Raw genomic sequence first — 24,858 nt, 5'->3', positions numbered from 1 at the left:
ATCGTTTTCACATACTTACTTCTGACCTATGAGGAATCTGGAAAAAGCCCATCCGATCATTTGATTCGGATGGGCTTTTCGTCAACAAGGCAAGGTTAAACTACGTTTAATTGAACGTTGATGTTGCCGCGGGTTGCTCTGGAATACGGGCACACATTATGCGCCGCTTCGGCAAGCTCCCGAGCTTGACCGCTTTCCACGCCAGCCAAAGTAATGTCGAGTACGACCGCAAGCTCGAAATGATCCTCTGCATCCTTGCCAAGCGTTACCCGCGCCGTCACGGATGTGCTGTCCGGTTTGATTTTTCTTTCCCGGCACACCAGATTCAGCGCGCTCTCGAAGCATGCGGCATAACCGCCCGCAAACAGCTGCTCCGGATTGGTTGCGCCTCCCGGACCGCCCAGCTCTTTCGGATGAATCACGTTGATGGCCAGCATACCATCCTCCGATTCAAGACGGCCGTTACGGCCTCCAACCGCTTTTACGCTTGTTTTGTACAGCTCTTTCGCTATCATTGGCATTCCCTCCTGTCCATGCGGTAGTGTTGCCCACTCCGGATAAAATTACCCATGTTCTTCGTCATTGTATCAAGACATTTCAAGCCTCCCGTGATACAATCGACGAAAACTATGGAAATACAAGGCGAAGGAGAGAACGAATGAAGAGGTTGGCAGCAGATTCGATGCTGTTCCGAAGCAGGGGCAGTATCGATTCCGGGAAAGTATCTTTTATCGAATTGTTTTTTGACTTGATCTTTGTCTTTGCCGTTACCCAGTTATCCCATTCCTTTCTGAAAAATTTCACTCTGGAAGGAGCCATTCATCTCGGTATCCTGACGATGGCGGTCTGGTGGGTGTGGATTTTTTCCGCGTGGGTCATGAACTGGCTCAATCCGGAAACGAGACGCGTCCGGTTTATGCTTATTGCTCTCATGCTGGTGGGACTTATTATGTCGTCGTCGCTGCCGGAGGCTTTTGAGAAAACGGGAATTTATTTTGCCTGCGCCTATACCCTGTTCCAAGTGGGAAGAACCGCTTATACCATCTGGGTTCTGCAGCATGGCTCAACCGAGCTTCGGATTAATTTTATCCGGATACTCAGCTGGCTGGCTTTTGCGGGAGTTTTCTGGATTGCCGGAGGAATTGCGCACGAGGAGAACCGTCTCGCTTTGTGGTGCATCGCGCTGCTCATTGAATACCTCTCTCCGTCTCTGGGCTTCTGGACGCCTAAGCTTGGCAAAACCCCTACCACCGTCTGGGACGTGGAAGGCTCCCATATGGCCGAGCGGTGCGGATTGTTTATGATTATCGCGCTTGGCGAATCCATTCTGGTTACGGGAGCGACCTTCGCCGAGCTCGAATGGGACATGCTTACCTTGGGGTCGTTTGCAGCCGCTTTTGTCAGCACGGTTGCGATGTGGTGGATTTATTTCAATATGACGGCCAAAACCGGCCATCATTTCATCGCGCATTCCGAGGATCCGGGCAGAATTGCCCGTTCGGCTTATACGTATACGCATCTGCTTCTGGTTGCCGGCATCATCCTGTCGGCCGTAGCGGACGAATTGGTGCTCGCGCACCCGACGGGACATATCGAGCTTAAGACAGCGCTTGTTATTATGGCCGGTCCTGCTCTCTATTTGCTTGGCAATATGCTGTTTATGCGAATCGCAGCCGGTGTTGTATCGGCACCGTATACGGTTGGAATCATCGTACTCGTTGCTTTGTTCCTGCTCTACAGCTTCATACCACCGTTGTTCTTATCCGTCCTTGCAACGCTTACGCTTGTTGGCGTCGCCGTATGGGGCTCCGTCTTTACCGACCGGCTTTGCCAGGCGCCGCTGCCCGGACAGCATAAAACCGAGAAGCATTAAATCTCTGACGAAACTACATCACGCTAATTGCCCTTAGCGCAAAAAGAAGGCTGTCCCATCGTCATTCGATGACTTGGGGACAGCCTTTTTCAATGAAGAGGCAATATTTGTTCCTTATATTACCGGAATGAGGCTGAAAAGTACTTTTAAATTCATTTCAGTTCCATTTAAGGTACCGTGTCCATAATGGGTCCTGTAAGACAATTCACAAGCCCTAAGGAGGCAATGGAAATGAACAAATACTTAAAGACAATCGGAATTACGGCTACTTTGGCGGTCATGGTTCCGCTAAGCGCATTTGCGGCAACAGACACAACGTCGACTGCAAGCTCTTCAAATACGGCTCAAGTTCAAACGGATAACACGACTAAACAAATGGGCGGCAAGCATGGCCGCGGCGGTTTCGGCGGGAACTTCGTCTCGGATTCCGTACTTACATTGCTTAAGCTGGACCGCGATACGCTTAATGAGAAGCTTGCTGCGGGCAGCACGCTTGCTGAAATCGCTGCAGAGCAAGGGGTGTCGAGCGACGATTTGAAAGCAGCGCTAACAGCCGCGTTTGAAGAGCGTCAGACCGCCGAGAAGAGCCAGTTCACCGCAAACCTGGACAACCTGATCAACTCCGACCAACTTGCTCAAGGACGTGAAGGACGCAGAGGAGGACGCGGTTTCGGGCAAAGCCTGGACACCGTTGCGACCGCTTTAAATATGACGGAGGATGATCTGAAAACAGAACTGCGGGCAGGCAAAACCATTGCGGATATCGCTGAAGCGAAAGGGGTTAGCGCGGACTCGGTAGTCAGCGCGCTCGAGACTGCGATTAACGTTCAAATCGATCAAGCCGTTACGGATGGCAAGCTGACAGCCGATGAAGCCGCTACGAAGAAAGAAGGTACAGCCGCGCAAGCTCAAAGCATCGTAAATGGCGAGTTTCCGCTTAAAGGCGATGCCGGCCGCCATGGCGGTGGAGCAAAGCCGACGGCTCAAGCAAGCACAGACAGTGAGACAACCTCCGATTCCAACGCTTAATGAACAAGTACCCCGTTATCCTCCCTGGTGGTGATAGCAGGGCTTTTCTTTTTTATTGAATCCGTCCTTCGCTTATTTGCTGAGCTCGATCGTTGCGCGAAATTTCATGCTTTCTATTCCTCCTCGCCCTTCTTAACGACTTCCAAATCCTTGGCTACAATCCAACCGCTCATCCCGTAAGAGGAATAAAGATTAAAATATTTGTATCCGCCCTCCGTCAGTTTTTTCTCCAGCTCGTCTATTGATTCATATACAGTTGGCCAACCGTGATCCTTGCCATTCCTCAGGATTTCAATGTTCCCCGCTATAAAACTGGAGATGTTCGATACGGTCATTGCAAGAATGATGCTGCCCTTGACCTGGTGCTCAAAATAATGGCAACACACATCTTTTAATACAATATCGACTTCCTTCAAAGTCGACTCGTCTCTTGTATGTATCACTATCCGATCTAGCTGCAGATCCACCGTATACGATAGAATGACGTTGTCATGAATCAATAGATTTACCTCCTTAAAAGAATAGAAATGTAATTATCTATTTCTTCCATTCTTATGGCGTTTAATCCTCCTGTTGGATGGCTGCTTCCCTGGAGAAAACAAAAAGCCGCCAATCCATGCCGGCAGCTCCATTTCTTCCTGTATGCTATTCTTCTTTATCTTCCGCGTCATCCTCACTCATTCTGTATTCCAGGACATCTCCCGGCTGGCAATCCAGCGCCTTGCAGATGGCGTTTAAGGTTGAAATCCGAATGGCTTTCGCCTTGCCGTTCTTTAGAATCGACAGGTTCGCCATCGTTATTCCAACCCGCTCCGAGAGCTCCGTCACGCTCATCTTCCTTTTGGCCAGCATTACGTCAACATTAATTATGATCGCCATGTTATTTCACCTCAGATCGTTAAATCATTTTCTGATTTTATATCGATGGCATTTTTGAGAAGCTTCTGAAGAACAGCCGCAAAGACTGCAATGACCAAGGATGCGAAGATAACAACCAAACCGATAACGATCAGACCGGGAGCGTCATCCATATCCGCAATGAGATACACGAAAGGTTCCGCTGCCGCATATAAAAGGCTAATCGCAATCGCGCAGTACTTAATATTTTTCAACGCCTTCACGGATAATTCGGAGAATGCCTGGTTCTTGTCGATATAGCCGAGCAGCTTGAATGCCTGATACAAAGCCATATAAAAAGGTATCGCCGAAAGATACATCGCGATGATAATCGGATATACCCAACTATCCGGCCAAGCTTCCCTAGCCTCTTTCATTATTGCAGGCAGCCCAAAAATACACAATGCCAGAACCGGAAGCCCCATCAGAAACACGGTTACCTTCAAAAAGAGCGTTGTTCCCCGTTCCACAAACATGCACCTCACTTCATTATTATCGTTTTGAATGTACCACATCATTTATCGTTTTACAATATATTTTACTCGTTTTGTAGAAAATCATGATGATTTTCCCCACACAAAAAAACAGCCATCGGATTGATGGCCGCCTGCTCTACATCCGCATATCAATTGCTTGGCTTCCAGACATATTTACCTTGTTTGTTGATATAGCCGTAACGGTAACTGGCATTCGCGGCATCATCAGAGCCATCGTTAATAAGGACGCTAGCTAATCCATTATGAAAAGCCCCCACATAATCAAATTGCGGCTTAACGACAAGTGTGCCCTGACTGTCGATAAAGCCCCACTTGCGACTATCGCCTGCTTCTACCTCAACAGCTGCCAGACCTTCGGCAAACGGTTCCGCATCCGTGTATTCAGCGGGAATGACGAGCTTACCTGTTTGGTCGATATAGCCCCATAATGAATTCCCATTCACTTCTTTCATTACCGGAGCCAAGCCATTCTGAAATGAGTTTGCATCTGCAAACTGCGGCTGAATAATATACTGCCCATTCTTATCAATAAAGCCCCAGCTGCCATTCGAGTCTTCGACTGCTGCAAGGCTTTCTTGGAACGGCAAAGCCGTTTCATATTTGAAGTTTATTTTCATAACGCCATTCTTATCAATAAAGCCATACTGGCCATTCTTCAGCACGGAAGCCATGCCTTCATGGAAGTCTGAGTATCCCTCAGCAAAGGTGTACTCGTACTGCGGTTGGACAATGGTCTTCCCTTTATTATCGATAAATCCAACTTTTGTTTCTCCCATTCCTGTTCCTGCAAAATTAGTTATGACAGCTGCTCTTCCCTCTGAAAAACCGAACGAGACATTGCTTCCTATGGAGAATACGGTTTTACCCTTTTTATCGATAAACACGCTCCTAATCCCATTCTTCAAATAAGTAGTAACCGCGGCCAATCCCTCCTGATAATCCACGGCAAAATCGTAATTCAAAGGAACGATTATTTTACCTTGCTCGTCAATATATCCGTACTGGGATTCGTCCCCGTTTTGCTTCATTACACTAGCGCGCCCTTCCGAAAAATCATTTGCGCTATCGAACCGCGGTTTAATTCGAACCTTTCCGGAACTGTCCATATACCCGTATTTTCCATTCTGCTTGATCAAAAATAAAGGCTCGTTCTTCAAAGGCATAGCCGCCGCCGTCAAAAAAGAAGTACAGCAGATCAGACTCGCACCCACTAATAAGAGAGATAAGCTTTTTCCCACGCACATACACGCTCCTGTCCGTTAGTTACTCCCATTAATTCGGTGCTAGCCATTATTTTCCTGCAACGCAAAAAACAGGCTGTCTAATGAAAGACAGCCTGCCGACTATTCACTCGCTAACCTTTACCCAAAGAACAAATCCAAGATGTTTGAGCCCGCCGAGGACTCTTTATTATAAAATTCGGAGTATCCGCAATCTTCGCAGTACACAACAGGAGCAGAGCTGGCAAAAAAGGCGCCGTCCGGAGTCAAGAGGACAACGCCTGCCAGCGCCAACGAACCGCTAATTGCGATTAAAGACGACCAGCTTCAGCTCGGTCATATCTTCAATGGCGTATTTTATGCCTTCGCGCCCGAGGCCGCTTTGCTTAATGCCGCCATAAGGCATGTGGTCCACGCGGAAAGTCGGGATATCGTTAATCATCACTCCGCCAACCTGCAGCTGCTCGGACAGATCAAGCGCGGTCTTAAGATCATTCGTATAGAGACCGGCCTGCAGGCCGAACTCGGAATCATTCACCTTCTCGACCGCTTCCTCCAGGGTATCCACTTTGTTCACAATGACAACCGGAGCGAACACTTCCTTGCATGATACTTGCGCATGGGCAGGAACGTTCAACAATACGGTTGGCAGCAGGATGCCGCCTTCCGCCTTGCCGCCGCATGCGACTTCCGCGCCAAGCGAGCGCGCCTCCTCCATCCATTCCAGTACCCGCGTGACATCCCGCTCCGAGATCAGTGCCGATACATCGGTTAAAGGATCAAGCGGGTCGCCGACTTGCAGCTTTTCAACCTCCGCCGTGAAACGCTCCACGAATTCCTCGAATACTTCTGCCAGCACATAGACTCGCTGCAGCGAGATGCATACCTGCCCCTGGTAGGAGAAGGCTCCAACCGCCGCGCGGGCAGCAATAGCTTCGATATTTACGCCCTTATCGATAATAACCGCCGAATTCGAACCAAGCTCCAGCGTTACCCGCTTGATGCCGGCCATTGCGCGAATGCTTGCGCCAACCGCCGCGCTGCCCGTGAAGGTAACCATGCTCACCCTCGGATCCTTTACGATAGCCTCGCCCAGTAGCCGGCCATCGCCGGTAATCACGTTTAGCGCACCATCCGGCAGGCCTGCTTCTTGAAGCAGCTCCGCGATAAAATACGCGGACAGCGGAGTCTGCGGCGCAGGCTTCAGCACGACTGTATTCCCTGACGCAATCGCCGGCCCAAGCTTGTGGGCGACCAGATTTAGAGGAAAGTTAAACGGCGTAATGGCGCCAACGACGCCAATAGGCTCGCGAACGGTATAACCAAAGCGGCCCTCGCCGCCCGGCACCGCATCCATGGGGATCGTCTCCCCGTGTATGCGTTTCGCTTCTTCAGCGGCTATTTGATAGGTCTGAATCGTGCGGTCAACTTCGGCATAAGCCGCCTTCAGCGGCTTGGCCGCTTCCAGCGCGACAAGCCGTGCAGCCTCTTCGCGGCGCTCGGCAAGCAGCTGAACAAGCTTTTCGAGAATAGCGGCGCGCTTGTGGGCCGGCATCTTACGCATACCCGCCGTGGCCGCCACCGCTGCTTGAATAGCCAGATTCGCTTCCGTTAATCCGGCGTCCGCAATCTCGGCAATCGCTTCCTTTGAATATGGCGCATAAAGCGTCGTGTATTGGGCGGTCTCGACCTCTTGTCCGCCGATCAACAGCTTTTGTCTCTTCATAGCCAACACTCCTTTTATTCCTTCCTTAGCTAATAACGCCCGACAGATACTGCTCGGGTGAACGGCCGACCACGGCCTTGAAATCTTTGCTGAAATGCGCCTGATCGTGGTAACCCAGCTCAACCGATAACCCGGCCAAATCCTGGGCTTGACCCAGATCCATCGCTTCGGCGGCATTTTGCAGCCGGAACAGCCGGATAACCGACTTCGGATTCACTCCGACGTATTTGGCGAATAAACGCTGCAGCCGCCGGATGTTTATGTCAAAGGACTCGCATACCTGCTCTACCTTGGTTATACCCTGGTTGCCAGCCGCATAATCGATAATTTGATTGACTAACGTGATCTGGTCATCATAAGGCGGGAGCCTCTCTGCCAGCAGCTGCTCTACGACATGAATCATACCGCGGTCACTATCTCGATGGGCAAGCACAAGCTCTTCAAGCTCCGAGCCTGGTATCCCAAGCACGGTCTCCACCTCTATAGGTCCTTCTGTCAACTCGGACAGCTCTTTGTTCACAAACGGATACAGACCGCCCGGACGGAACTTAACGCCAAAGACGATTCCGCTTCCCTTCAGCAGATAAGAAAATTTCTCTTTGCCAGGCCCGTAGAAAAAGGTTTTGCCCTGCTCAACCACCAGATTAGCGCACGGATTGGGTACAACATGCTGCCAATAGGAGTCATTCTGTTCCAGGTTCCATTGAACAATCCAGTAATGCTTGATAAAAGGCGACAAGGCCTCCGAAGCGAATACCGCTCCAGCCGGAACTGGTCCCCTGCTGCGTTTAATCCGAGAACGCCCATGCTGGGCCGGGTTTGTGGATGGCTCATCCCTTCACTCCTGTTCGTGTCGCGTTTTTACAATACTTAGAAAAAGTCTTCTTCTATAATGAGTTTACCACACGCATCCAAGAAGAACCTGCAGCCTAGAAGAAAGATAAATAGAATCCAAGGAGGATATTAACAAAGATGGAGCTAAACTATGTATTCTATATTGATGCCTCGCCCGAGCAGGTGTGGCAGACGCTTGTCACCCCGGAAGGAACGCGGAGCACCTTTTTCGGAACCGTCCTGAACTCTACCCTTGAGCCTGGAGCTTCCTTCGAATACGTCGGACCGGGAGCGGACGGCGACAATACGGTCCATGTGTACGGCACTATTCTGGAGGCCGTTCCAGGCAAGGTGCTCAGCTATCGGGAGCATCCCGGCCCTTCTTACAGGGACAACCATGCCGAGCTGGAATCCAGAGTAACGTTCACCATGGAGACGGTAGGCAGCTGCACCAAGCTGACGCTTGTCAATGATCAATGGACGCCGGATCACCCGTCCTTCGCAAATTCGAAAGAGCATTGGTGGATGATGCTCAGCAATATTAAGACCTACACGGAAACGGGCAAAACGCTTGACTTCGGCTGGTAAAAAACAAGGGCAGACGGTCAATGCGACCTCTGCCCTCTATCCATTAAGGCGACCAGTATCTTCCGCCCTTAAGATCCGTATCCTGCAGAGCGCCATCGGCTTCCTGCAAGATAAATAAGTTCTCGCCCTCGGCACCAGCCCAAGCGATTCCAAGCAGCACCCCTTCATCCGAATGGGCCAGGAACAGCACCTCGAACCTTCCCGGGTCATCTCCGCCGTCTACCCGCCAAGTACCGGATTCGTTATACGTTGCGGGGAAATCCTTGAACAGCACTTTGTCTTCATGGATGTAAGCGATGCTTGCCAGCATGTCGTCCCCTTCACGCTCGAACACAAACAAAGCTATCTTCTCTTGTTCCGATTCGGAAAGAATGCTGCTCGATGTTACCTTTCTGCCTTTAATTTCTTCCACGCGGGCTATCGTATCGGCATCCGCCTGTTCGTACTGCCCGTCTTCGGCGCTGGCTAGATCGACCAAGGAGTCCTGGCTAACGACGCCTTCCCTAGCCAGCAGATACGACTTATTCGGCAGGAGTATCCCTTCATCCTTAATTTTGTAGATATACCCCGCCATATTATTGAAGTTATCGATCGACTGTCTATTGGTATCCTGATCATTGGCCTCTTGACGGCGGACATACTCGATCTCGATCCGGTCCCCGCCATTTCCGATAGCCGCGGCAAACTGCTCCGGATCGTCTATTTCATCCCCATTTTCGGTGGGAATCGTGATTAACTGCTGCCCGGTTTCGTCCGCGAACGCAAACACGTTTTCCAGGCGACCCAGCTCCAATTGACCGTTAGCCGCCCCCTCATCCGTTTCCGCAGGCTCTTCTTCAGGCGTTTCTATGCTTGGCACCGGCGATTCGGCAAGTTCACTAACCACTGGTGTTGGTGTTGGCGTTGGTTCGTTTGATTCCGAATTCGTGCATCCGGCCAGCAGCAGCAAGGCTATAGCCCCACCAATCCACATGCCTTTTTTTCTCATCATTTCCCTCCTATCCGTAATGAGCCCGTTCCTTACGACTACCTTACCATACCTTGGAAAATATAGAAAACGGCTGCCTCGAAATGAAGCTTTTTCGCTTAATCTCCTTATTCTTAACGTGGTTAACCAGAAATTTAGGAGCCTTAAATATTAACCACATGTGGATAAAACGGGCTGTGGATATGTGGATGAGGGCTGTTGAAAGTCTAATTTTCCTGCTTGAATAGCCCGTTGATATGTGGGTAACTATGTGAATAACTTTACAAAAACTTTAATTCTTCGTATTTTACGCAAAAAAAAACAGCGGTGCAAGGCACCACTGTTTTTGAGCCGTACTTATTTAAATACAAGCGTTCCAAAGCTGTCGCTGCGGTGAAAATTAGGGGTATCCGACTGGACCGGCGACCAGCTCAAATAATGAGGGGCCGGCGTCAGATCGCCGCACTTATAGAAGTTACCCTTCATAACGGCACCCGGTTCCGCCCGAAAATCCGGAAACCAGTAGTTAAGGAACGCAAACGGTATGCGCAGGTTAAGCTCCCAGTACATCCGGCGGCATTCGGGATTCCATAAGCCAAGGGCCGTCCTTATGCCGAACTGGCTTGCGGCTTCGGGCAGAATGCGCTTGCGTTTCGGGCCGCCGCTTTCGCCAATCTCCAAGAGCAGTACCCCGGCGGCATTCAGCTCAAAGTTGAGATAACGGGAATCCCGGGCAGGAAGCGGCTGAACGAAAAACTCCACGCAGCTGTCCTGATAGACCGGGTCGCCATGCCGCCTATGCTTCATGACGGGCGATTCCTCGTAGACCCGGAACTGCAGATGCAGCGCCTCTTCATCGTAGACGCCTCGAACCTCGGTCTCGGGCGGCTGCTCTATATGCAGCCACTGCTGATAAGCAACCTCCGCGGGCGGCAGCCCCCGCCATTCCTTGTCCGTAAAGCCGGCAGCGCCGGCTGCGAATGAAAACTCATGCTGTTTGCTCATGGCATGGCGATCCTTTACAGTACGGAAATCCATGCGCCGCGTTGATCCGCCGATTCCCGCTCCGCCGTTACGATCTCGATGCTGGCCTTTGTGCTCTCCGGAGTAGCCGTATCCAGCGGCAAGCCTTGAACAAGCGCTTCCGTGAAATATTTTTGTTGATAGTAATAGCCTTGATCCGCCGGCAGCTCGGCCGTGAAGCCTGCTCCGTCATTCGGATTTACTTTGACGGAAACGCCGTCGAACTGCACGTTGCCGTGCTCAAAGTTAACCTTAAAGCCCATCTCAAAGCCAAAGTCGCCATTCAGCGTCCAATCCACATGAGCGGATACAATTTTGTTATCCGCATAACGGTAATGCGTGGAGACGATATCGTAGCCGCTTCCCGCGATCACGTTTCTGCCGTAGCAAGATACCGCTTCCGGCTTTCCGAACAGCCAGTTCACGACATCCGTGTCGTGCACGTGCATGTCGAGCAAAGCACCGCCGCCCTTTTCGTTCACGAGCACCCACGGTCCCCAGGAAGGCGTTCCGCCGCCGCGGTAGAAGTACGCATTCGTAACGCTGCCGAACTTGCCGCTGCGAACGAGCTCCTGAAGATAAACGTAAGCCGGCCAGAAACGCAGGCATTGTCCGATCATCAGCTGTTTGCCGCTTGCTTCCGCAGCCGCAATCATAGCATCGCATTCTTCCGCATTCATCGCCATCGGCTTCTCGCAAAGCACGTGAACGCCGCTGCTCAGGCATTGAGTCGTGACATCGCGGTGCAGGAAGGTAGGCAGCGTAATATCGACCGCATCCAGCTGCTCGCTATCCAGCATCTCTTGCACCGACGTGTATTTATTGAAACGGCCGTAATCGATCGCATTCTCCGAGGAAGTATCAATGTTGCCGCCGCTGCCGCCGCCGTTCAGCTTCGCTTCGTCCACATCGCAAAGCGCCACGACGCGGATCGGCGCCCCTTCTCTCTCGAGTCGCAGGTAGTTCTCGAGATGGGTCTTGCCCATAAAGCCAAGTCCAATCAGTCCTATTTTAAGCATTAGCGTTCCGTCCTCCCCAAGATGGCGTCCATTGCAGCCGAAGTGTTGTACACGATTTGTTTCGTATGATGGGTGTATGGCGGGATCATCTCCGCCGTTACGTAATCGTTATAGCCGATATCTTTAAGCGCTTGAATCACTACCGGATAATCCACGTCGCCCGCAAGAAGGTCGACGAAGCCGTGAAGTCCGCCCGCTTGTCTGCGGTAATCCTTGAAATGCACCTTCTTGATCCGCTTGTTCAGGATCGAGATCCAATGCTCCGGATAACCGGAATAGACAACGTTGCCCACATCGAAGTAAGAACCGACATACTCGGAGCCAACCGCGTCAATAAATCCGCGCATCTCAAGCGGCGACAGCAGGAACTTGTTCCATACGTTTTCGATGCCAACGGATACCTTCACCGCTTCCGCTTCCTTCGCCAGCTTCGTGAAGAAGGCCAGCGCATTGTCGTACGCCCGGTCATAAGGAACCACGGGCGCATTCGGGATAAAATCAACGCCTACCGCGCCAGGCACGATCAGGACGGAGTCAACGCCAAGCGCTGCGGCATGCTCGAGCTGTTTTCTCGCGATATCGTAAGCCTTGCTGGACACTTGCTCATTCTCGCTGGTTGGCGGGTAGTCCCAATACAAGCCGCTTGCCAGGCTCGACAGCTCGATGCCGGCGTTATCCGCAAATTGGCGGATTGCGCGTACCTCTTCCGTCGTGCTTTCCAGGCTCAGCGGGCCTGTCTCGTTCAGCGACAGCTCGATGCCGTCAAAGCCCGCATCCTTTGCCAGCGCAATGCTTTCCTCTATACTCATGCCTGCCGGAAAAGACCAAATATTAATCCCTTTTTTCAAGTTAGGCAGCCTCCTTTAGCTCTTTATACTGCCATTATATAGGCCCCCGCGAAGCCCTTCTTTAGCAAATCAGCCGGACCTTTTGCACAGAGCGAAAAGGATTTATAATTAGTGCAAACAGGTACAAACAAGGGAGAGGGCAATAGGTGGAATTCATTCGCCATACGCTGAAAGAAATGCTTGCCGTACGCAAGCTGATCTCGTTCCATTACTTTGAGTTCGCGAAAGGTTACGTATTCGAGGGAGAGCAGCATGACTTCTGGGAGCTGCTTTACGTGGACAAGGGGAACGTGGAAGTAAGGGCCGATGAGCAAACGCATCAGCTTGAACAAGGCATGATCATCTTCCATAAGCCCGGAGAGTTTCATACCGTGAAGGTTGGCAGCCAGCATAAGCCGCCTAACCTGTTCGTGCTCTCATTCGAGTGCGCTTCCCCATGCATGGAGTGCTTCGAGAACCGGATTATGCAGCTGGGGACAAAAGAACGGAACCTGCTGTCACTGCTCATGCAGGAAGGCTTTTATTCCTTTGAGCCGCCATACGACAAGTCCGATCTCCATGAGCTGGTTACCCGGGAAGACGCCCCCTTCGCCAGCGAGCAGGCGATGCGCAATTACTTGGAGACGCTGCTTATTCAATTGATTCGGCAGCAGGAAGATGCCGACCGGCAATCCGTGCGCAAGCCCGCCTCTTTCCAGACGGAGAAAGCGGAACAGAAGACGGCCGACCGGATTATCGCCTTCATGCGCGGGCACCTGGGCGAGCAGTTGACTTTGGACAGGCTGTGCAAGGAGCTTCACTTGGGGAAAAGCCGGCTCAAGGAAGTGTTTCACGCGCAGGCCGGCGTTGGCCCGATGGACTATTTCAAGCAGCTCAAGATCGAGGAAGCCAAAACGATGATCCGCGAGCAGCAGTACAACATGACCGAGATTGCCGCTATGCTTGGCTACAGCAGCATTCATTATTTCTCGCGCGATTTCAAGAAATCAACCGGCATGCCGCCGTCCGATTACGCCCGTACCGCCAAGGCCCGGGCACAAGGATGAGATAGCCCTATGCGCAATTTATAAGCTCCTTACCGGTAACCGCACAGCTTCGAAAGCCTTTGTTGCACAATATGCAGTGTAATCGTACATTTGAGGCCGTCTTCTAACAATATACTGAGCGGAATGCAGGATATCGGGGGAAAAACGGTTAATCCTAGGCTCATTACGAACAATATGCTGTATTCCGTGCAACATATCTCACCAGCACCCACTATTTCGAACCATTATCCTGCAATTCGTGCAACGCAGCTCCGTGAAGGCTATGCCGTTGGCGTGCATCTCAGCTCCATGAATGCCATACCGTTTGCGTGCAACGCAGTTCCGTGAATGTTATACCATTGGCATCCATCTGGGCAACTCGGCATCCAGCAAGACGGAACGCGTGTCTATTGGCAGCGTGCTAAGCCATAAACAAAAAAAAGGCGCCCCCAAAGCCATTAAAGATGACCTCGGGACTGCCTCTTCTCTATGATTGCACGCTGCTGACGGCCGGCTGCTGGGACTCGGAAGAGCGGCGGTATACCATCCGGTACGGAATCGTCATGCGCACCGGCAGCGAATATTGATGATTCAAGTAATCGAGCAGCAGCTTCACCGCGTACATTCCCATCTCGATTTTGGGTACATGAATCGTTGTAAGCGGCGGCGAGGTGAACTCGGAGATTTCGATATTATCGACGCCTACGACCGCTATATCCTCCGGAATGCGGAGACCGCGCTCGGAAGCGGCGCGCATCGCCGCAATCGCCATCATATCGCTGGCCGCGAATACGGCGGTTGGCGAATAGCCTTTTTTCTCGAATGCCTGCTTGGTCAGCTCATAGCTGAGCGATACATCCCACTTCACGTCGATAATCCAATTGTCGTTCATCTCTAGACCGGCTTCGCGCATCGCGCTTTGATAGCCGAGGAACCGCTTCTCCTGACGGAAAGGATCGCTTAGCTCCGGACCGCCGATATAGCCGATCTGCTTATGCCCCTGCTGGATGAGATGCTGCACGGCTTCCTTCGCTGCGGCTTCGCGGTCATAACAGACGACCGGAATCGTTCTGTCCGCCAAATCCACGCCAACGACCGCCTTCACATTCTGCTTGATCCATTGGTACGCATCCGCATCAATTCGCTCGACGATAATCATGCCGTCGATCCGGTGCTCCTTCACGAGCGACTGCAGCTGCTGGATATCCTGCTGATTCTCGATGCTGTATACAAACTCCAGCCGTAGACCGGACTCCGTCAACGCTTTCTCGATGCCCTCCAGAATAACGGAGAAGTATGGATTATTATATTTGTTCTGAGGAATGGCAACGACACAGCCGATATGAACCATCAGCTTGTTATCGGATTTGCCCAGCTTCTCCGCACGGTTCGCCTTGTAGCCGAGCTTCTCCGCAACTTCCCAAATTTTCTTACGGGTCTCTTCGCTGACGGAACGCGTGGAGTCATTCTTCATGACCCGCGATACCGTCGAGATCGATACCCCGACCTGCTCTGCAATATCCTTTAACTTGGCCATCATACGTTCCTCTCTGTTCCTATATCGAATATATGCTCTCTATAATTGCGGCAACTACGCAAAAGTTGCGGCAAAATCTATTGTATAGCCCTATTCATCAATAGTCAAGAAACAGCGTCATTTCAGGCATTCAGGCCTAAGCAAAAAAGGGAAAAGAAGCGACCAAACGCCTCTTTCCCCCGCTCTTTCCTTAACCCTCTTATTTCAGCTTGGACTCCAGATCCTTAATGGCCGCATCCACGTCGCCGTCGCCGGCAAGCGGATTCTTAAGCGACTGCTCGCCGTATGTCCATACCAGATCCGTCTTTTTCACCGTGAACGGCGAAATGATGCCGAACTGCTGCGCGTCGAGGAAGATTTTATTCGCTTCGCCCGCGGTTGCGATATAAGCGTCGGATGCCGCTTTATTCGCCGGAATCGAGTAGCCTTGCTTCGCAAGCTCCGTTTGACCTTCCGGACCTGCCAGCCATGCCAGCAGTTTATACGCTGCATCTTCATGCTTCGTGTTGCTCGAAATCGCGATACCCGCCGGTTGTACAACCGTTTTGTTCTCTTTGAATTTCGGCAGGTACGTAATGCCGTAATCCACTTTAGCTTCCTTGAAGTTGGTTGTATTCCAGTTGCCGCCCGGGTTCATCGCAACCTTGCCGGTCGTAATGCCGAGGTTCACTTGGCCGCCTAGACCTTCGATTTGCGCTGGCGTGGTATTGATTTTTTTCTTCGTTGCGTCAATAAAGAAGTCCAGTACTTCACGTGCTTCAGGGGTATTCAGGGCAAGCGATCCGTCATCGTTCACAAGCTTCGCGCCGTTGGACCACAGCTCCGGCTCTAGGAACCAATCCATGGTCGAACCAGGCGATACGGACATGCCCCATTGCACGATGTTGTTGCCGTCAAAGCCGGCCTCGCCGGGGTTCTTGCCGTTCTTGTCGAGCGTCAGCTTCGTTGCGATGTCGATAATCTCGGCCCAGGTTGGTTCAAGGGAAGGAACCGGCGCGTTCTTCGGATTTTTCTTCGGATCCGCAAAGATCGCTTTGTCGTAGTACCAGACGATAACGTTCGCGTCGATCGGAAGCGACACTTGCTTGCCGTTGTATTTATGTAAACCGAGCAGGCTTTGGTCAATATTGTTCAAGTCGAAGCCGTTGTCCGCAAGCGGACCGTCCAGCTCTTTGAAGATGCCGAGCTCGGCATATTTCTCAATAAAGGCATAGCTGGTTTTGAATACGTCGGGAAGCGTGCCGCCCGCGGCGTTAGCCGTCAGACCGTCCCAATAGCTGCCCCAGTCCTTGCCTTCCAGCTTAACCGTAATGCTCGGATTGGCTTCCATGAACTTATCGAGAAGCTCTTGCGTACGCTGCAGCTCTTCCGCCGTTCCCCATTGCGAATACGTAATCGTAACCGGTTCCGCTGGCTTTTCTGTCTGCTCGGCGCTGCCGTTATCGCTTTGCCCGCCGTTTGCCGCCGTATTCGAGCCGCCGTTATTATTGTTGCTGCCGCAGCCGGAAATGATAATCGTCATGGATAATACCAGCGTAAAAAGACCCAATAACCACTTTCTGTTTGTTTTCATATCCAGTTCCCCTTTAGATTATTTTGAAAACAGCAGTATTGAAAATCTTATGCCTGCCCGTGTTGTTCTCCCTATCGGCCTTACCCCTTCGAACCCGTGAGCACCACCCCCTCAACGATATAGCGCTGCGCGAACAGGAACAGCAGACCGATTGGCACGATACTGATAAAAGCGCCGGCGGCAAGCGCCGGGAAATCCTGACTCGTCTGGCCGATGAGCAGCTGCAGACCAACGCTGAGGGTAAACATGTTGTTGCTCTTGATATAAAGGAACGGTCCGAGGAAATCGAGCCATGAGTTCACGAAAGCAAAGATTACGGTCGTGACGACAATCGGTTTGGACAGCGGCATGATAACCTTCGTAAACACGGTCCACCGGTTCCCGCCGTCGAGGTAGGTCGCTTCATCTAGCTCCTGAGGGATCGTCATGAAAAATTGCCGGAACAAGAAGATGTAGTACGCGCCGCCAAGCCACGCCGGAACGATCAGCGGCAGCCACGTATCCACCCAGTGCAGCTTCGTAAAGAGCACGTAAGACGGAATCATTAGAATGGACGGCGGAATCATCAGCGTCATAAGGACGATCGGGAACAGCCTGTCCTTGTATTTGGTTGAAAAACGCGAGAAGCCGTAAGCTACGATCGAGCTGGACAATACCGCCCCTAGCACAACAAGCGCGGAGATTGCAAACGAATTCTGGATCCACCTCCACATCAGCGGCTGTACATCAAACAGCCTGTTGAACGCTTCGAAATTGAGCGATTCCGGCAGCAATGTCGGAGGAACCTTGTACGTTTCGGCCTTTGTCTTGAGCATCGTCGACAGCATCCATACGAGCGGTCCCGCGAACAGCACCAGCGCGGCTGTCAGAAGCACGTATTTGCCGGTTTGCTTCATCACGCGTCTGTTAGACGTAGTCATCTTGTTTCCCCCTTCTATTTCTCGCCTTCATAATAGACAAACCGCTTCGACAGCTTCATTAGAACAAACGTAACAAGCGAGATCAGCGCGAATAGGAAGATGGACTGCGTCATCGCCATGCTGAATTTCAAATCCGTAAACGCCGACTTGTAGATGTTGTAGACAAAGGTATACGCCGCGTAATTGGGCCCGCCCTTCGTCAGCAGCAGCGCTTCCGTAAACATCTGGAAGTTGTACATCGTCTGGATAATGACAACAAACAGAATGGAAGGACTGATCATCGGCAGCGTCACGCGGAAGAACGATTGAACCTTGTTAGCCCCGTCGATGAGAACCGCTTCATATAGATGCTTCGGCACGTTCTTGAGCGCCGCCAGGAAGATAAGCACCCCGCTCCCGGAAATCCATACCTGCAGCAGGATTATGACCGGCTTGATCAAGCCTTCGCTGCCCATCCAGTCGATCTTGCCAATCCCGAATACGGACAACCCCGCATTCAAAATGCCGAATTCCGAGTTGAAAACCAGGCGCCAGATAATGACGGTCGCCACGATTGGCACCAGCGTCGGCAGGTAATAAAAAGTTCGGTAAAGGGCGATGCCTTTGACGTTCATATTGAGCAGCAGGGCCAGCAGCAGCATCCCCGCCGTTACGATCGGAACGCCAATGATGACGAAGTAGGCGGTGTTCCCCAGGCTTTTGCTGAAGATCGGGTTGTTAAACATGTCCACGAAGTTCGATAACCCGACGAAGTTATAGTTTGCCGCGCCCGGCAGCCGGGCATCGGTAAACGCGTAAAACACGGAAGTACCGAAAGGAACAAGGAAAAAGAGCGAGAATCCGATGATCCAAGGGGAAATAAATAAGAAGAAAATAAGTGTGTCAAATCTTCTCAGCTTGCTTTTCATCCGGGCACCCCCTTACTTCATTAGTTCGTTCACGTATACATAGCGTTCTTCCACGATGGATTTCTCCGCCGCCAGCGCAATCAGAAGCGCGTCTCTGCCGACATACGCGGAGGCAAAAGGCTGCTTGCCTTCCTTCACGCTCTTCACGAATTCGATGCGCTGCGTTTGTCCGCCGGTATGCCCGCCCATAATCGAGTCCGAGGTGACGTCGATATCGAGATGATCGCGGGTGAAGTTTTGTCCGCCAACGATGTCGATCGTCTTGTCGTTCTTCGCCACCATCTGGCCGCCGTTCTCGCCGATCAGCCCGATCTCAAGGCCGTCACCCATTAAATTGCGAGGCTTCAGGTACATGCAAAGACCAAGATTCGCCTTGCTTCCGTTCTCGTATTCAATCGTTACCCAGGCATGATCGACGATCGAGACATCCTCGATCGGTTTAGCAGGATAGTGGCTGTAGGAGTTCGTAATCAGGTTTGGCTGCCCCTGCTTCATTACGTGTTGACCGCCGGTTGCAAACACCCGTACCGGCTTCGAGCCGATCATCCAATTGAAAATATCAAAGTGGTGGCAGTCCTTCTCGACCAGCGCGCCGCCCGATTTGTTCTTGTCATAGAACCACTCCGTCGGAGGGAACGGATCGCGGAATTCCTTGCACCACATCAGCTTTACGTCGCCCAGGCGTCCCCGCCCAAGCTCCTCGGCCATTCTCCGGTACACATTGGAGTAACGGTACACAAGCCCGATCTGCAGAATGCGATCGTTTACCTCGGCTGCTTCAATAATCGCGTTGCAATCCTCAAGGGTATGGGCAACGGGTTTCTCTAGGAAAACATGCTTGCCGGCTTCGAGAAAAGCAACCGCAACCTCGCGGTGCAAATAGTTCGGAACGCTGATGACCACCGCATCGATGTCTTCTTTATGTAAAAGCTCCTTATAATCGGCTACGATAACCGGCTTGCTGTTCTTCAGCTCGGCCAGCGTGCGGTCCACGTTTGCCTGGTTCATATCGCAAATATAATTCACCTTGCACTCCGGCAGCAGATCAAAACCGATGCAATGATGCGAGCCCATATCTCCCACGCCGATAAATGCCATTCTCAGTTTTCCCATGTCTACACTCTCCATCGATAATTTTGCGCCAAATATGATCCGGATCATTACAACTCATGGCGAGTACTCGCTTTCATGTTCTGATCATAACGCAGCCTTCACGACAAGTCAACAATTTTTGGGTAAAATACCTGACATATTTGCGCCAAAATTATATTATTTCATTTTATCAGTAATCATGCGGGTTTTTCGCTAAATGTTTAAACTTTATCCTCCATAAAATTTGGGAATATGACACCAATAAGTCAGATGTGATTTCGTAATTTGCGCCAAATTAACTATCTTCTATGCAAATTTCGCCAACACTTTTCTCTCAAATCTTCTTGGCGCAAAAAAAAGACTGTCCGGCATGCCGGACAGTCACTTGAGCTCGCTTTTATTTGAGCAGCATCTCCATCAAACGAAGCGTAATCACCGCCGCTTCCGCACGCGACACGCCTTCCCGAGGACGGAAAGAGCCGTCCGCATCCCCAATCATGAGACCAAGCTGCCTCGCCTTTCTTACGCTATCGGATGCCCAATCGCTAATCCGTTCCGCATCCCGATAGCTCGCTTCTTCATGATTCGGAGACGTTCCCGAAGCTGCTTCCCCGAGCATCTTCGCGGCTGCGCGAATAGCCAGAACTGCCAGCTCCTCCCGGGTCATTTGCTCATTCGGCCGGAACGTATCGCCGTAACCATTCATCAATCCCGCTGCCAATACTTCCTTCAACTCCTCTGTATACCAAGCCTGCGCCGGAACATCCCGGAACGGCGTTTGCGTTCCGCCGGCCGGCACCGTTCCAAGCCCCAGTATTCTTGCCAGCATGGCGGCAAGCTCTACGCGGGTAATGGACCGGTCGGGAGCAAATCTGTCATCGCCCACCCCTTGCATGACTTGCTTTGCTGCCAGCGCTTCGATTGCTTCCGCCGCCCAATGACCGGCCGCAACATCGCGGAAGGCCTTCTCGTAATTCAGCCATTGATAGGTTCCGGAGATCGTGATTTGCGCGGTTAACAACCCGTTGCGGAAGCTTGCGGCTGCTGCTTTTAACCGTTCATTCCGAACACCGTAAAGATTAACGGCATTTACATCCGCCGTATCGGGCTTCAAGGATACTTTGACGGGCGATGCCGCAAAATCAAGCGTCTTCTCCCCTGCTGCCGTCGTTACGGCAAGTCCAAAGGAAACAGCCTGCCCGATGCCATGCGCCGAGGCATTCTCCTTCGCTGCATAGGAAGCGAGATCCGATCCGGGCTTAACGGTAACGGACAGCCAAGCCGCGCCGCTTCCAGCCTGCTCCTTCGCCTTGGCCAGCAGGGAGCCTGGCAGCTCCCAGCTTACTTTCCCATCCGAAATGACAATGGACGGATTGCCCGAGAGAGCCGGGGCCTGAAGAGGCACCTCGATTTTCTCTTTGCCTGGAAGCCATGCGATAGCAAGCTTGCCATCCGTAAGAACCGGATTACCGAGACGCTGAACCTTGCTGTCATCCGCCGCCGGGACCGAGCCGTTCCCGCCGCCCGTGCTGCCGGATGAGCCGGTCACCGTCAGAGTGCCAACCTCGTATCTGCCGTCCGGACGTTTCCCGTCAATCGCCAGCTCCATGCCCGGCGCGTCCGTCGCCGGATCAATGACGGCAATAAGCAGCTTGTAGCCGCCTGCCGCCAGCGTGCTTGGCAAATTCAGCCGATGCTCCAGCACATGCCGGCCCGGCAGAAGCGTACGCAGATCGGTATCCTGCCGCTCTTTGTACACGATTGCTCCACTGGCATCGGCAAGGCTGTATTCCAGCTTCCAATCCTGATAGAACGGAGCAACTCCTTTGTTGTTAAGAACCGTCTCAACGGAAGCGGAGGTTCCGCGCGCCGCGGAGTCCGAATGCTTCACCGCCTCGATCACGTAGCGGTAGCCCATCATTTTCTGCATCGTCTCGATGTTGGACTGAATGTCGGTCCCGTATGCCGTACGCGCCGGGGAAGACGGCCCAAGCCACGAGGTATGGCTGACCCGCATCTGGCGCAAGGATTCCATAAGTGCATCATCGGTCAGCCAGCTTTCCGGGTTGCCGTTGGCAAACTCTCCGCCGGAATACGCATACTTCCAAAAGTCCGGCATCGCGGAAGCCGCTTGAGCCGATGCCGCATCCGAGGGATTATCCACGAACTCCCCGATGCCCGACCAGCCGTTTTGCGTCCAGCCCACCCACTCGTCCGTGCTGGATTTAATGCCGAACACGTCGTTAAACAATCCGGTCCGCTGCTCGCTTGCGATAGGGAAAGGTTTTCTCATGCCGATCTGCTTGTGCTTGAACGCGTCCAGGTAGTGCTGAACGTATCGGTCGGAGATACTCAGCTTCGGAAACGCGCCGGAGCCGCTTGGCCACGTATGCCACTCTCCCCAGTGCCCCAGACTCCCCAATTGCACGAAAGCAATCCGCGGATCGTTGTCGTATCGCTCGGCTACCTTGGCGATCATCCGCTCATGCTCGGCCAGCAGCGTCTCGCTGTCGTAATTCGGACTAAAGCCGGAGCCAACCTCCTGCGTATCGTACCAGGTGCCGGCATTTCCTTCCGCGGCAAGCTCATCGTACAGCCAATCCGGAATATCCTTATGGGACGGGTCGGCCGTAGGCGTATCCATCACAATCCGCAGGTTAATCCGTTTGCCCTGCGAGGCCCAATAAGCGAATTGATATTTCTGTTCAATGCCCGCCCAGTCGAACTGCCCTTTGACAGGCTCGAGCTCGCGCCAAGAAATTCCCGCGTACACCATGCTGTGCTGCTGAGGGTATGGAGTGCCGTCAGGCTTCGATGAATCCTTCGCCCAAGCGACCCAGCCCATAAACGGATTATTCAGCAGCTCAAAGCTTTGGCGAGGGTAAAATACGTCCGCCGTCTCCTGCGTCCGCACCGTATTGTCCACGGTCAGCGGCGCGCTGCCGCCCATCGGCAGCTGCAGCATGCCCCGGTTGGCATAACCAAGCTTGATTGGAGCCGGTTCATCAAGACCCAGCTGATCCAGGTAGACGTTCATTTCGATCGAATCGTCCGTTACCGCCAGATAAACCGGTCCCTTCTCCTCCCAGGAGCCGTTCTGCTGCTTGTATTCGTACAGCGTGCTTCGGTCGATCTTGTAATCGAAGCCTTCCTCCGTCCATAGGCCGCTTGATGCCCCTGTAGCCGAATCGCCGTCCGTATTCAAATAATAGACGTTACGCAGATCGAGATTCTTGCCCTTTACCCGAACGTACAGCTTGCGTTCGTCCTGCACCGCATCCAGCGCATAAGGGGAACCGCCTGCGGCGGCGCCAAGCTCCACCCCGCTCCAATCGCCGTCGTCCCCGTCTACGGTTATCGAGGACCCGCTGCTGCGGAGCTGGATAACAGCAGGATCGCCGCTTGCGTCAGGCGCGGCATAGCTGTTGCTTAGGAATCCGGCATGAATGGACTGCTCATCGGTAATCCCCAGCTCGTTAAGCGGCACGGACCATTCAATCACTTTATGGTCGCCGGTACCCGTGCTGACATAAGGGAATACCGCGGGCGTCTGATCCCAGCCGCCGCTTCCGTTCGAGGCGTACAGTATAGCCGTCTGGACCAGGAATTCAGCGCCCAGCTTGCCTGCCCATGCCCAGCTGGACGTGCCGGTGGAAGGGTTTTTGTCCGTATCAAGGAACAGATGCTCCCACAGATTAGGGAACTCGGCATTATCGATTCGGCCATCAAGGAGTGCAAACAGCTTGCCGTCCGTCACATAAGTCTTCACGGTTGTCAGCCCGTCCGCCGTCACCGTCAGCGGCTGAATACCCGCCCAATCCGCGGGATCGCCATCCACCGTTAACTGCGGCTTCGCCGCGAGGCTAATCTCCGCGGGATCGCCGGCAGGGTCCGGCATGGCGTAGTTATTGCTTAGAAAAGCCGCATGAACCGACTTCGCATCGCCGGCATGCAGGTCGGCAAGCGGCAGCGTCCATTCAATCGTCTTCGCGTCGCCCGTTCCGGAACGGGCATAGCTTAATCCGGTCGCCGCCTCCTGCCAGCCGCCGCTTCCGTTCGCCTCATAGAGAAAACCGGATTGAACGAGGTATTCCGAGCCCAGCGTGCTCGCCCATGCCCACATCGCATTTCCCGTTGCAGGCTTGCGGTCAACGTCGATCAGCAGATGCTCCCACAAATCCGGGAATTCGCCATTGTCGATACGCCCCTCAATCAGCATGTGCAGAGCATCCGCCGACACCGCGTATTTCACCGTTGTTTTCCCGTCCGCGCTGCGAAGCAGCTCGGGCACATCGGCCCATTCGGAGCCGTTGCCGTCAATGGCCAGATCAGCCGGAGGCGGAGGTGCTTGCGCTGTACCGCCGGATGAGGAAGGCTGCACCGAGACCATTAACTCGCCAAGCTCCGGCAGCATCGATCCTTCCGACAATAAACCCACCTTGATTTTGCCCGCGGGATCGGCAGCCTGAAGCGCCGTCAGATCAATCTCGTATTCGGCAACGGTGTCGTTATCCCTCAGCACAACCTGTCCCTGCCGCACCCAATCCCCATTCTCGTAGGCATACGCTGCGTCGCCTTCAATCTTGTAATCAATCCCGGTCGAATCCTTCCACCCGGCTATATTCGCCCCCGTAGCCGCATTATTGTCGGTATTTACGTACAGCGTCTTGGCGCGGTTCATCCCGCTTCCCTTCGCCATGACATAGAGCTTGCCGTCCTGATTAACCGCCTTAATCGATGCCATCCGGCTGCTTGCCGTCGCCTGATCCGTGTGCCCGCCATTCCAATCCTCGAAATTGCCGTACAGCGGCACAGCCCCGGAACCCGCTTCCGCAGATGCCGCAGGCAGCCCGGCAGCCGGAAGAGCCCCCATTATAACCGCCAGTGCCGTTAACGCTGCCTTTTTCCCCGTCTTGCCCATCGTTTCCCCATCCCTTCGGTTTGTCCTTACCTGTGAAGCGATTCTCGACGAACTCCCCTAGACGTTGCCCCTTCTAATTTTGCAGCCTCCTTTGTTTGTATAAGCGCCAGACGCTTGTTGCCCCTCATTCTAGTAAATATTTACACAAATTTCAATCATTTTTAGGAAAATATTTATTTAGTTTGCGGCAAATAATTTAGCTGATTTATAACTAGTCCCTAAATCCTTTAAGGGCACTAAACGTTGCAATCGAAGTCATGCGCCTCAAAAAACCGTGAATATAATTGTTGTAATCCCGTAAACGCTCGATTATAATGGCCTCGTTGGCGCATAACCAATCTCATTCACCCTGTTAATTTCC

21 protein-coding genes and 1 pseudogene are annotated in these 24,858 nt (G+C 52.6%); 4 read left to right on the top strand and 18 right to left on the bottom strand.

Going from position 1 to position 24,858, the window contains the following annotated elements; genetic code table 11:
* Positions 1 to 95 precede the first annotated feature (95 nt).
* The gene (locus FHT67_RS19680) at positions 96 to 515 is read right to left on the bottom strand and encodes an organic hydroperoxide resistance protein (RefSeq protein ID WP_167200903.1); all 420 of its coding nucleotides are present in this window, start codon (positions 513 to 515) and stop codon (positions 96 to 98) included.
* A gap of 143 nt (positions 516 to 658) precedes the next feature.
* Here FHT67_RS19680 and FHT67_RS19675 point away from each other — a divergent pair, with 143 nt between their 5' ends.
* Positions 659 to 1,873 (top strand): low temperature requirement protein A, encoded by a 1,215-nt coding sequence (locus tag FHT67_RS19675; RefSeq protein WP_132311685.1) that lies wholly within the window; start codon positions 659 to 661, stop codon positions 1,871 to 1,873.
* Positions 1,874 to 2,104: 231 nt separating this feature from the next.
* Entirely contained in the window at positions 2,105 to 2,902 is a 798-nt protein-coding gene (locus FHT67_RS19670) for a hypothetical protein (RefSeq protein ID WP_167200901.1), read from the top strand.
* Positions 2,903 to 3,015: 113 nt separating this feature from the next.
* Here FHT67_RS19670 and FHT67_RS19665 read toward each other — a convergent pair whose 3' ends face one another.
* The 7 genes and pseudogenes from FHT67_RS19665 to FHT67_RS19635 all read right to left on the bottom strand — a co-directional run bounded on the left by FHT67_RS19665 (position 3,016) and on the right by FHT67_RS19635 (position 7,981).
* Positions 3,016 to 3,402 (bottom strand): hypothetical protein, encoded by a 387-nt coding sequence (locus FHT67_RS19665; RefSeq protein WP_132311681.1) that lies wholly within the window; start codon positions 3,400 to 3,402, stop codon positions 3,016 to 3,018.
* 145 nt (positions 3,403 to 3,547) lie between these two features.
* A complete protein-coding gene (locus tag FHT67_RS19660) occupies positions 3,548 to 3,781 on the bottom strand; it encodes a helix-turn-helix domain-containing protein (RefSeq protein ID WP_132311679.1) in 234 nt (77 codons plus the stop codon).
* An 11-nt stretch (positions 3,782 to 3,792) separates the two neighbouring features.
* Complete coding sequence (locus FHT67_RS19655; RefSeq protein WP_132311677.1) at positions 3,793 to 4,269, bottom strand: DUF2975 domain-containing protein; 477 nt, start codon at positions 4,267 to 4,269, stop codon at positions 3,793 to 3,795.
* A gap of 155 nt (positions 4,270 to 4,424) precedes the next feature.
* Positions 4,425 to 5,534, bottom strand: coding sequence for a WG repeat-containing protein (locus FHT67_RS19650; protein ID WP_167200899.1), 1,110 nt, complete (start codon positions 5,532 to 5,534; stop codon positions 4,425 to 4,427).
* A gap of 123 nt (positions 5,535 to 5,657) precedes the next feature.
* Positions 5,658 to 5,747: pseudogene (locus FHT67_RS19645) on the bottom strand (zinc ribbon domain-containing protein); the annotation flags it as partial.
* 70 nt (positions 5,748 to 5,817) lie between these two features.
* Positions 5,818 to 7,242, bottom strand: a complete 1,425-nt coding sequence (locus FHT67_RS19640; RefSeq protein ID WP_167200897.1) for an aldehyde dehydrogenase family protein — start codon at positions 7,240 to 7,242, stop codon at positions 5,818 to 5,820.
* 25 nt (positions 7,243 to 7,267) lie between these two features.
* Positions 7,268 to 7,981, bottom strand: coding sequence for an AraC family transcriptional regulator (locus FHT67_RS19635; RefSeq protein WP_167200894.1), 714 nt, complete (start codon positions 7,979 to 7,981; stop codon positions 7,268 to 7,270).
* 233 nt (positions 7,982 to 8,214) lie between these two features.
* Between FHT67_RS19635 and FHT67_RS19630 the strand changes: the two genes are divergently transcribed.
* Positions 8,215 to 8,664: an SRPBCC family protein gene (locus FHT67_RS19630; protein ID WP_167200892.1), complete on the top strand. Its 450-nt coding sequence runs from the start codon at positions 8,215 to 8,217 to the stop codon at positions 8,662 to 8,664.
* Positions 8,665 to 8,707: 43 nt separating this feature from the next.
* Here FHT67_RS19630 and FHT67_RS19625 read toward each other — a convergent pair whose 3' ends face one another.
* The 4 genes from FHT67_RS19625 to FHT67_RS19610 form a co-directional block, all read right to left on the bottom strand.
* On the bottom strand, positions 8,708 to 9,655 hold the full coding sequence (locus tag FHT67_RS19625) for a hypothetical protein (protein WP_167200890.1): 948 nt from the start codon (positions 9,653 to 9,655) through the stop codon (positions 8,708 to 8,710).
* 333 nt (positions 9,656 to 9,988) lie between these two features.
* Positions 9,989 to 10,636, bottom strand: coding sequence for a carbohydrate-binding family 9-like protein (locus FHT67_RS19620; RefSeq protein ID WP_167200888.1), 648 nt, complete (start codon positions 10,634 to 10,636; stop codon positions 9,989 to 9,991).
* A gap of 14 nt (positions 10,637 to 10,650) precedes the next feature.
* Complete coding sequence (locus FHT67_RS19615; RefSeq protein WP_167200886.1) at positions 10,651 to 11,673, bottom strand: Gfo/Idh/MocA family protein; 1,023 nt, start codon at positions 11,671 to 11,673, stop codon at positions 10,651 to 10,653.
* Positions 11,673 to 12,521, bottom strand: a complete 849-nt coding sequence (locus FHT67_RS19610; RefSeq protein ID WP_167200885.1) for a sugar phosphate isomerase/epimerase family protein — start codon at positions 12,519 to 12,521, stop codon at positions 11,673 to 11,675. The genes FHT67_RS19615 and FHT67_RS19610 overlap by 1 nt, the downstream gene beginning before the upstream one ends.
* A gap of 146 nt (positions 12,522 to 12,667) precedes the next feature.
* Here FHT67_RS19610 and FHT67_RS19605 point away from each other — a divergent pair, with 146 nt between their 5' ends.
* Positions 12,668 to 13,567 carry a helix-turn-helix domain-containing protein gene (locus FHT67_RS19605; RefSeq protein ID WP_167200883.1) on the top strand — a complete coding sequence of 300 codons (900 nt, stop codon included), beginning with the start codon at positions 12,668 to 12,670 and terminating at the stop codon, positions 13,565 to 13,567.
* 466 nt (positions 13,568 to 14,033) lie between these two features.
* On the opposite strand, the gene FHT67_RS19600 is transcribed toward FHT67_RS19605, so the two are convergent.
* The 6 genes from FHT67_RS19600 to FHT67_RS19575 form a co-directional block, all read right to left on the bottom strand.
* On the bottom strand, positions 14,034 to 15,083 hold the full coding sequence (locus FHT67_RS19600) for a LacI family DNA-binding transcriptional regulator (RefSeq protein WP_243711785.1): 1,050 nt from the start codon (positions 15,081 to 15,083) through the stop codon (positions 14,034 to 14,036).
* Between the two features lie 199 nt (positions 15,084 to 15,282).
* Positions 15,283 to 16,656 (bottom strand): ABC transporter substrate-binding protein, encoded by a 1,374-nt coding sequence (locus FHT67_RS19595; RefSeq protein WP_132311655.1) that lies wholly within the window; start codon positions 16,654 to 16,656, stop codon positions 15,283 to 15,285.
* 80 nt (positions 16,657 to 16,736) lie between these two features.
* Positions 16,737 to 17,576, bottom strand: a complete 840-nt coding sequence (locus FHT67_RS19590; protein WP_132311653.1) for a carbohydrate ABC transporter permease — start codon at positions 17,574 to 17,576, stop codon at positions 16,737 to 16,739.
* Between the two features lie 14 nt (positions 17,577 to 17,590).
* Positions 17,591 to 18,484 carry a carbohydrate ABC transporter permease gene (locus FHT67_RS19585; RefSeq protein ID WP_132311651.1) on the bottom strand — a complete coding sequence of 298 codons (894 nt, stop codon included), beginning with the start codon at positions 18,482 to 18,484 and terminating at the stop codon, positions 17,591 to 17,593.
* A 12-nt stretch (positions 18,485 to 18,496) separates the two neighbouring features.
* On the bottom strand, positions 18,497 to 19,597 hold the full coding sequence (locus FHT67_RS19580) for a Gfo/Idh/MocA family protein (RefSeq protein ID WP_167200881.1): 1,101 nt from the start codon (positions 19,595 to 19,597) through the stop codon (positions 18,497 to 18,499).
* Positions 19,598 to 19,973: 376 nt separating this feature from the next.
* A complete protein-coding gene (locus tag FHT67_RS19575; RefSeq protein WP_167200879.1) occupies positions 19,974 to 24,497 on the bottom strand; it encodes an S-layer homology domain-containing protein in 4,524 nt (1,507 codons plus the stop codon).
* Positions 24,498 to 24,858: the final 361 nt, after the last annotated feature.

It is taken from the genome of Paenibacillus sp. BK720, from assembly GCF_011761545.1.
Lineage (GTDB): Bacteria > Bacillota > Bacilli > Paenibacillales > Paenibacillaceae > Pristimantibacillus.
This window is presented reverse-complemented; position numbering and strand designations above follow the sequence as displayed.

What these genes read in the sequence shown, in the direction of transcription:
- FHT67_RS19680 (WP_167200903.1), bottom strand. Translation starts at nt 515, where the DNA reads ATGATAGCGAAAGAGCTGTACAAAACAAGCGTAAAAGCGGTTGGAGGC.
- FHT67_RS19675 (WP_132311685.1), top strand. Translation starts at nt 659, where the DNA reads ATGAAGAGGTTGGCAGCAGATTCGATGCTGTTCCGAAGCAGGGGCAGT.
- FHT67_RS19670 (WP_167200901.1), top strand. Translation starts at nt 2,105, where the DNA reads ATGAACAAATACTTAAAGACAATCGGAATTACGGCTACTTTGGCGGTC.
- FHT67_RS19660 (WP_132311679.1), bottom strand. Translation starts at nt 3,781, where the DNA reads ATGGCGATCATAATTAATGTTGACGTAATGCTGGCCAAAAGGAAGATG.
- FHT67_RS19640 (WP_167200897.1), bottom strand. Translation starts at nt 7,242, where the DNA reads ATGAAGAGACAAAAGCTGTTGATCGGCGGACAAGAGGTCGAGACCGCC.
- FHT67_RS19630 (WP_167200892.1), top strand. Translation starts at nt 8,215, where the DNA reads ATGGAGCTAAACTATGTATTCTATATTGATGCCTCGCCCGAGCAGGTG.
- FHT67_RS19625 (WP_167200890.1), bottom strand. Translation starts at nt 9,655, where the DNA reads ATGATGAGAAAAAAAGGCATGTGGATTGGTGGGGCTATAGCCTTGCTG.
- FHT67_RS19620 (WP_167200888.1), bottom strand. Translation starts at nt 10,636, where the DNA reads ATGAGCAAACAGCATGAGTTTTCATTCGCAGCCGGCGCTGCCGGCTTT.
- FHT67_RS19615 (WP_167200886.1), bottom strand. Translation starts at nt 11,673, where the DNA reads ATGCTTAAAATAGGACTGATTGGACTTGGCTTTATGGGCAAGACCCAT.
- FHT67_RS19600 (WP_243711785.1), bottom strand. Translation starts at nt 15,083, where the DNA reads ATGGCCAAGTTAAAGGATATTGCAGAGCAGGTCGGGGTATCGATCTCG.
- FHT67_RS19595 (WP_132311655.1), bottom strand. Translation starts at nt 16,656, where the DNA reads ATGAAAACAAACAGAAAGTGGTTATTGGGTCTTTTTACGCTGGTATTA.
- FHT67_RS19590 (WP_132311653.1), bottom strand. Translation starts at nt 17,576, where the DNA reads ATGACTACGTCTAACAGACGCGTGATGAAGCAAACCGGCAAATACGTG.
- FHT67_RS19585 (WP_132311651.1), bottom strand. Translation starts at nt 18,484, where the DNA reads ATGAAAAGCAAGCTGAGAAGATTTGACACACTTATTTTCTTCTTATTT.
- FHT67_RS19580 (WP_167200881.1), bottom strand. Translation starts at nt 19,597, where the DNA reads ATGGGAAAACTGAGAATGGCATTTATCGGCGTGGGAGATATGGGCTCG.
- FHT67_RS19575 (WP_167200879.1), bottom strand. Translation starts at nt 24,497, where the DNA reads ATGGGCAAGACGGGGAAAAAGGCAGCGTTAACGGCACTGGCGGTTATA.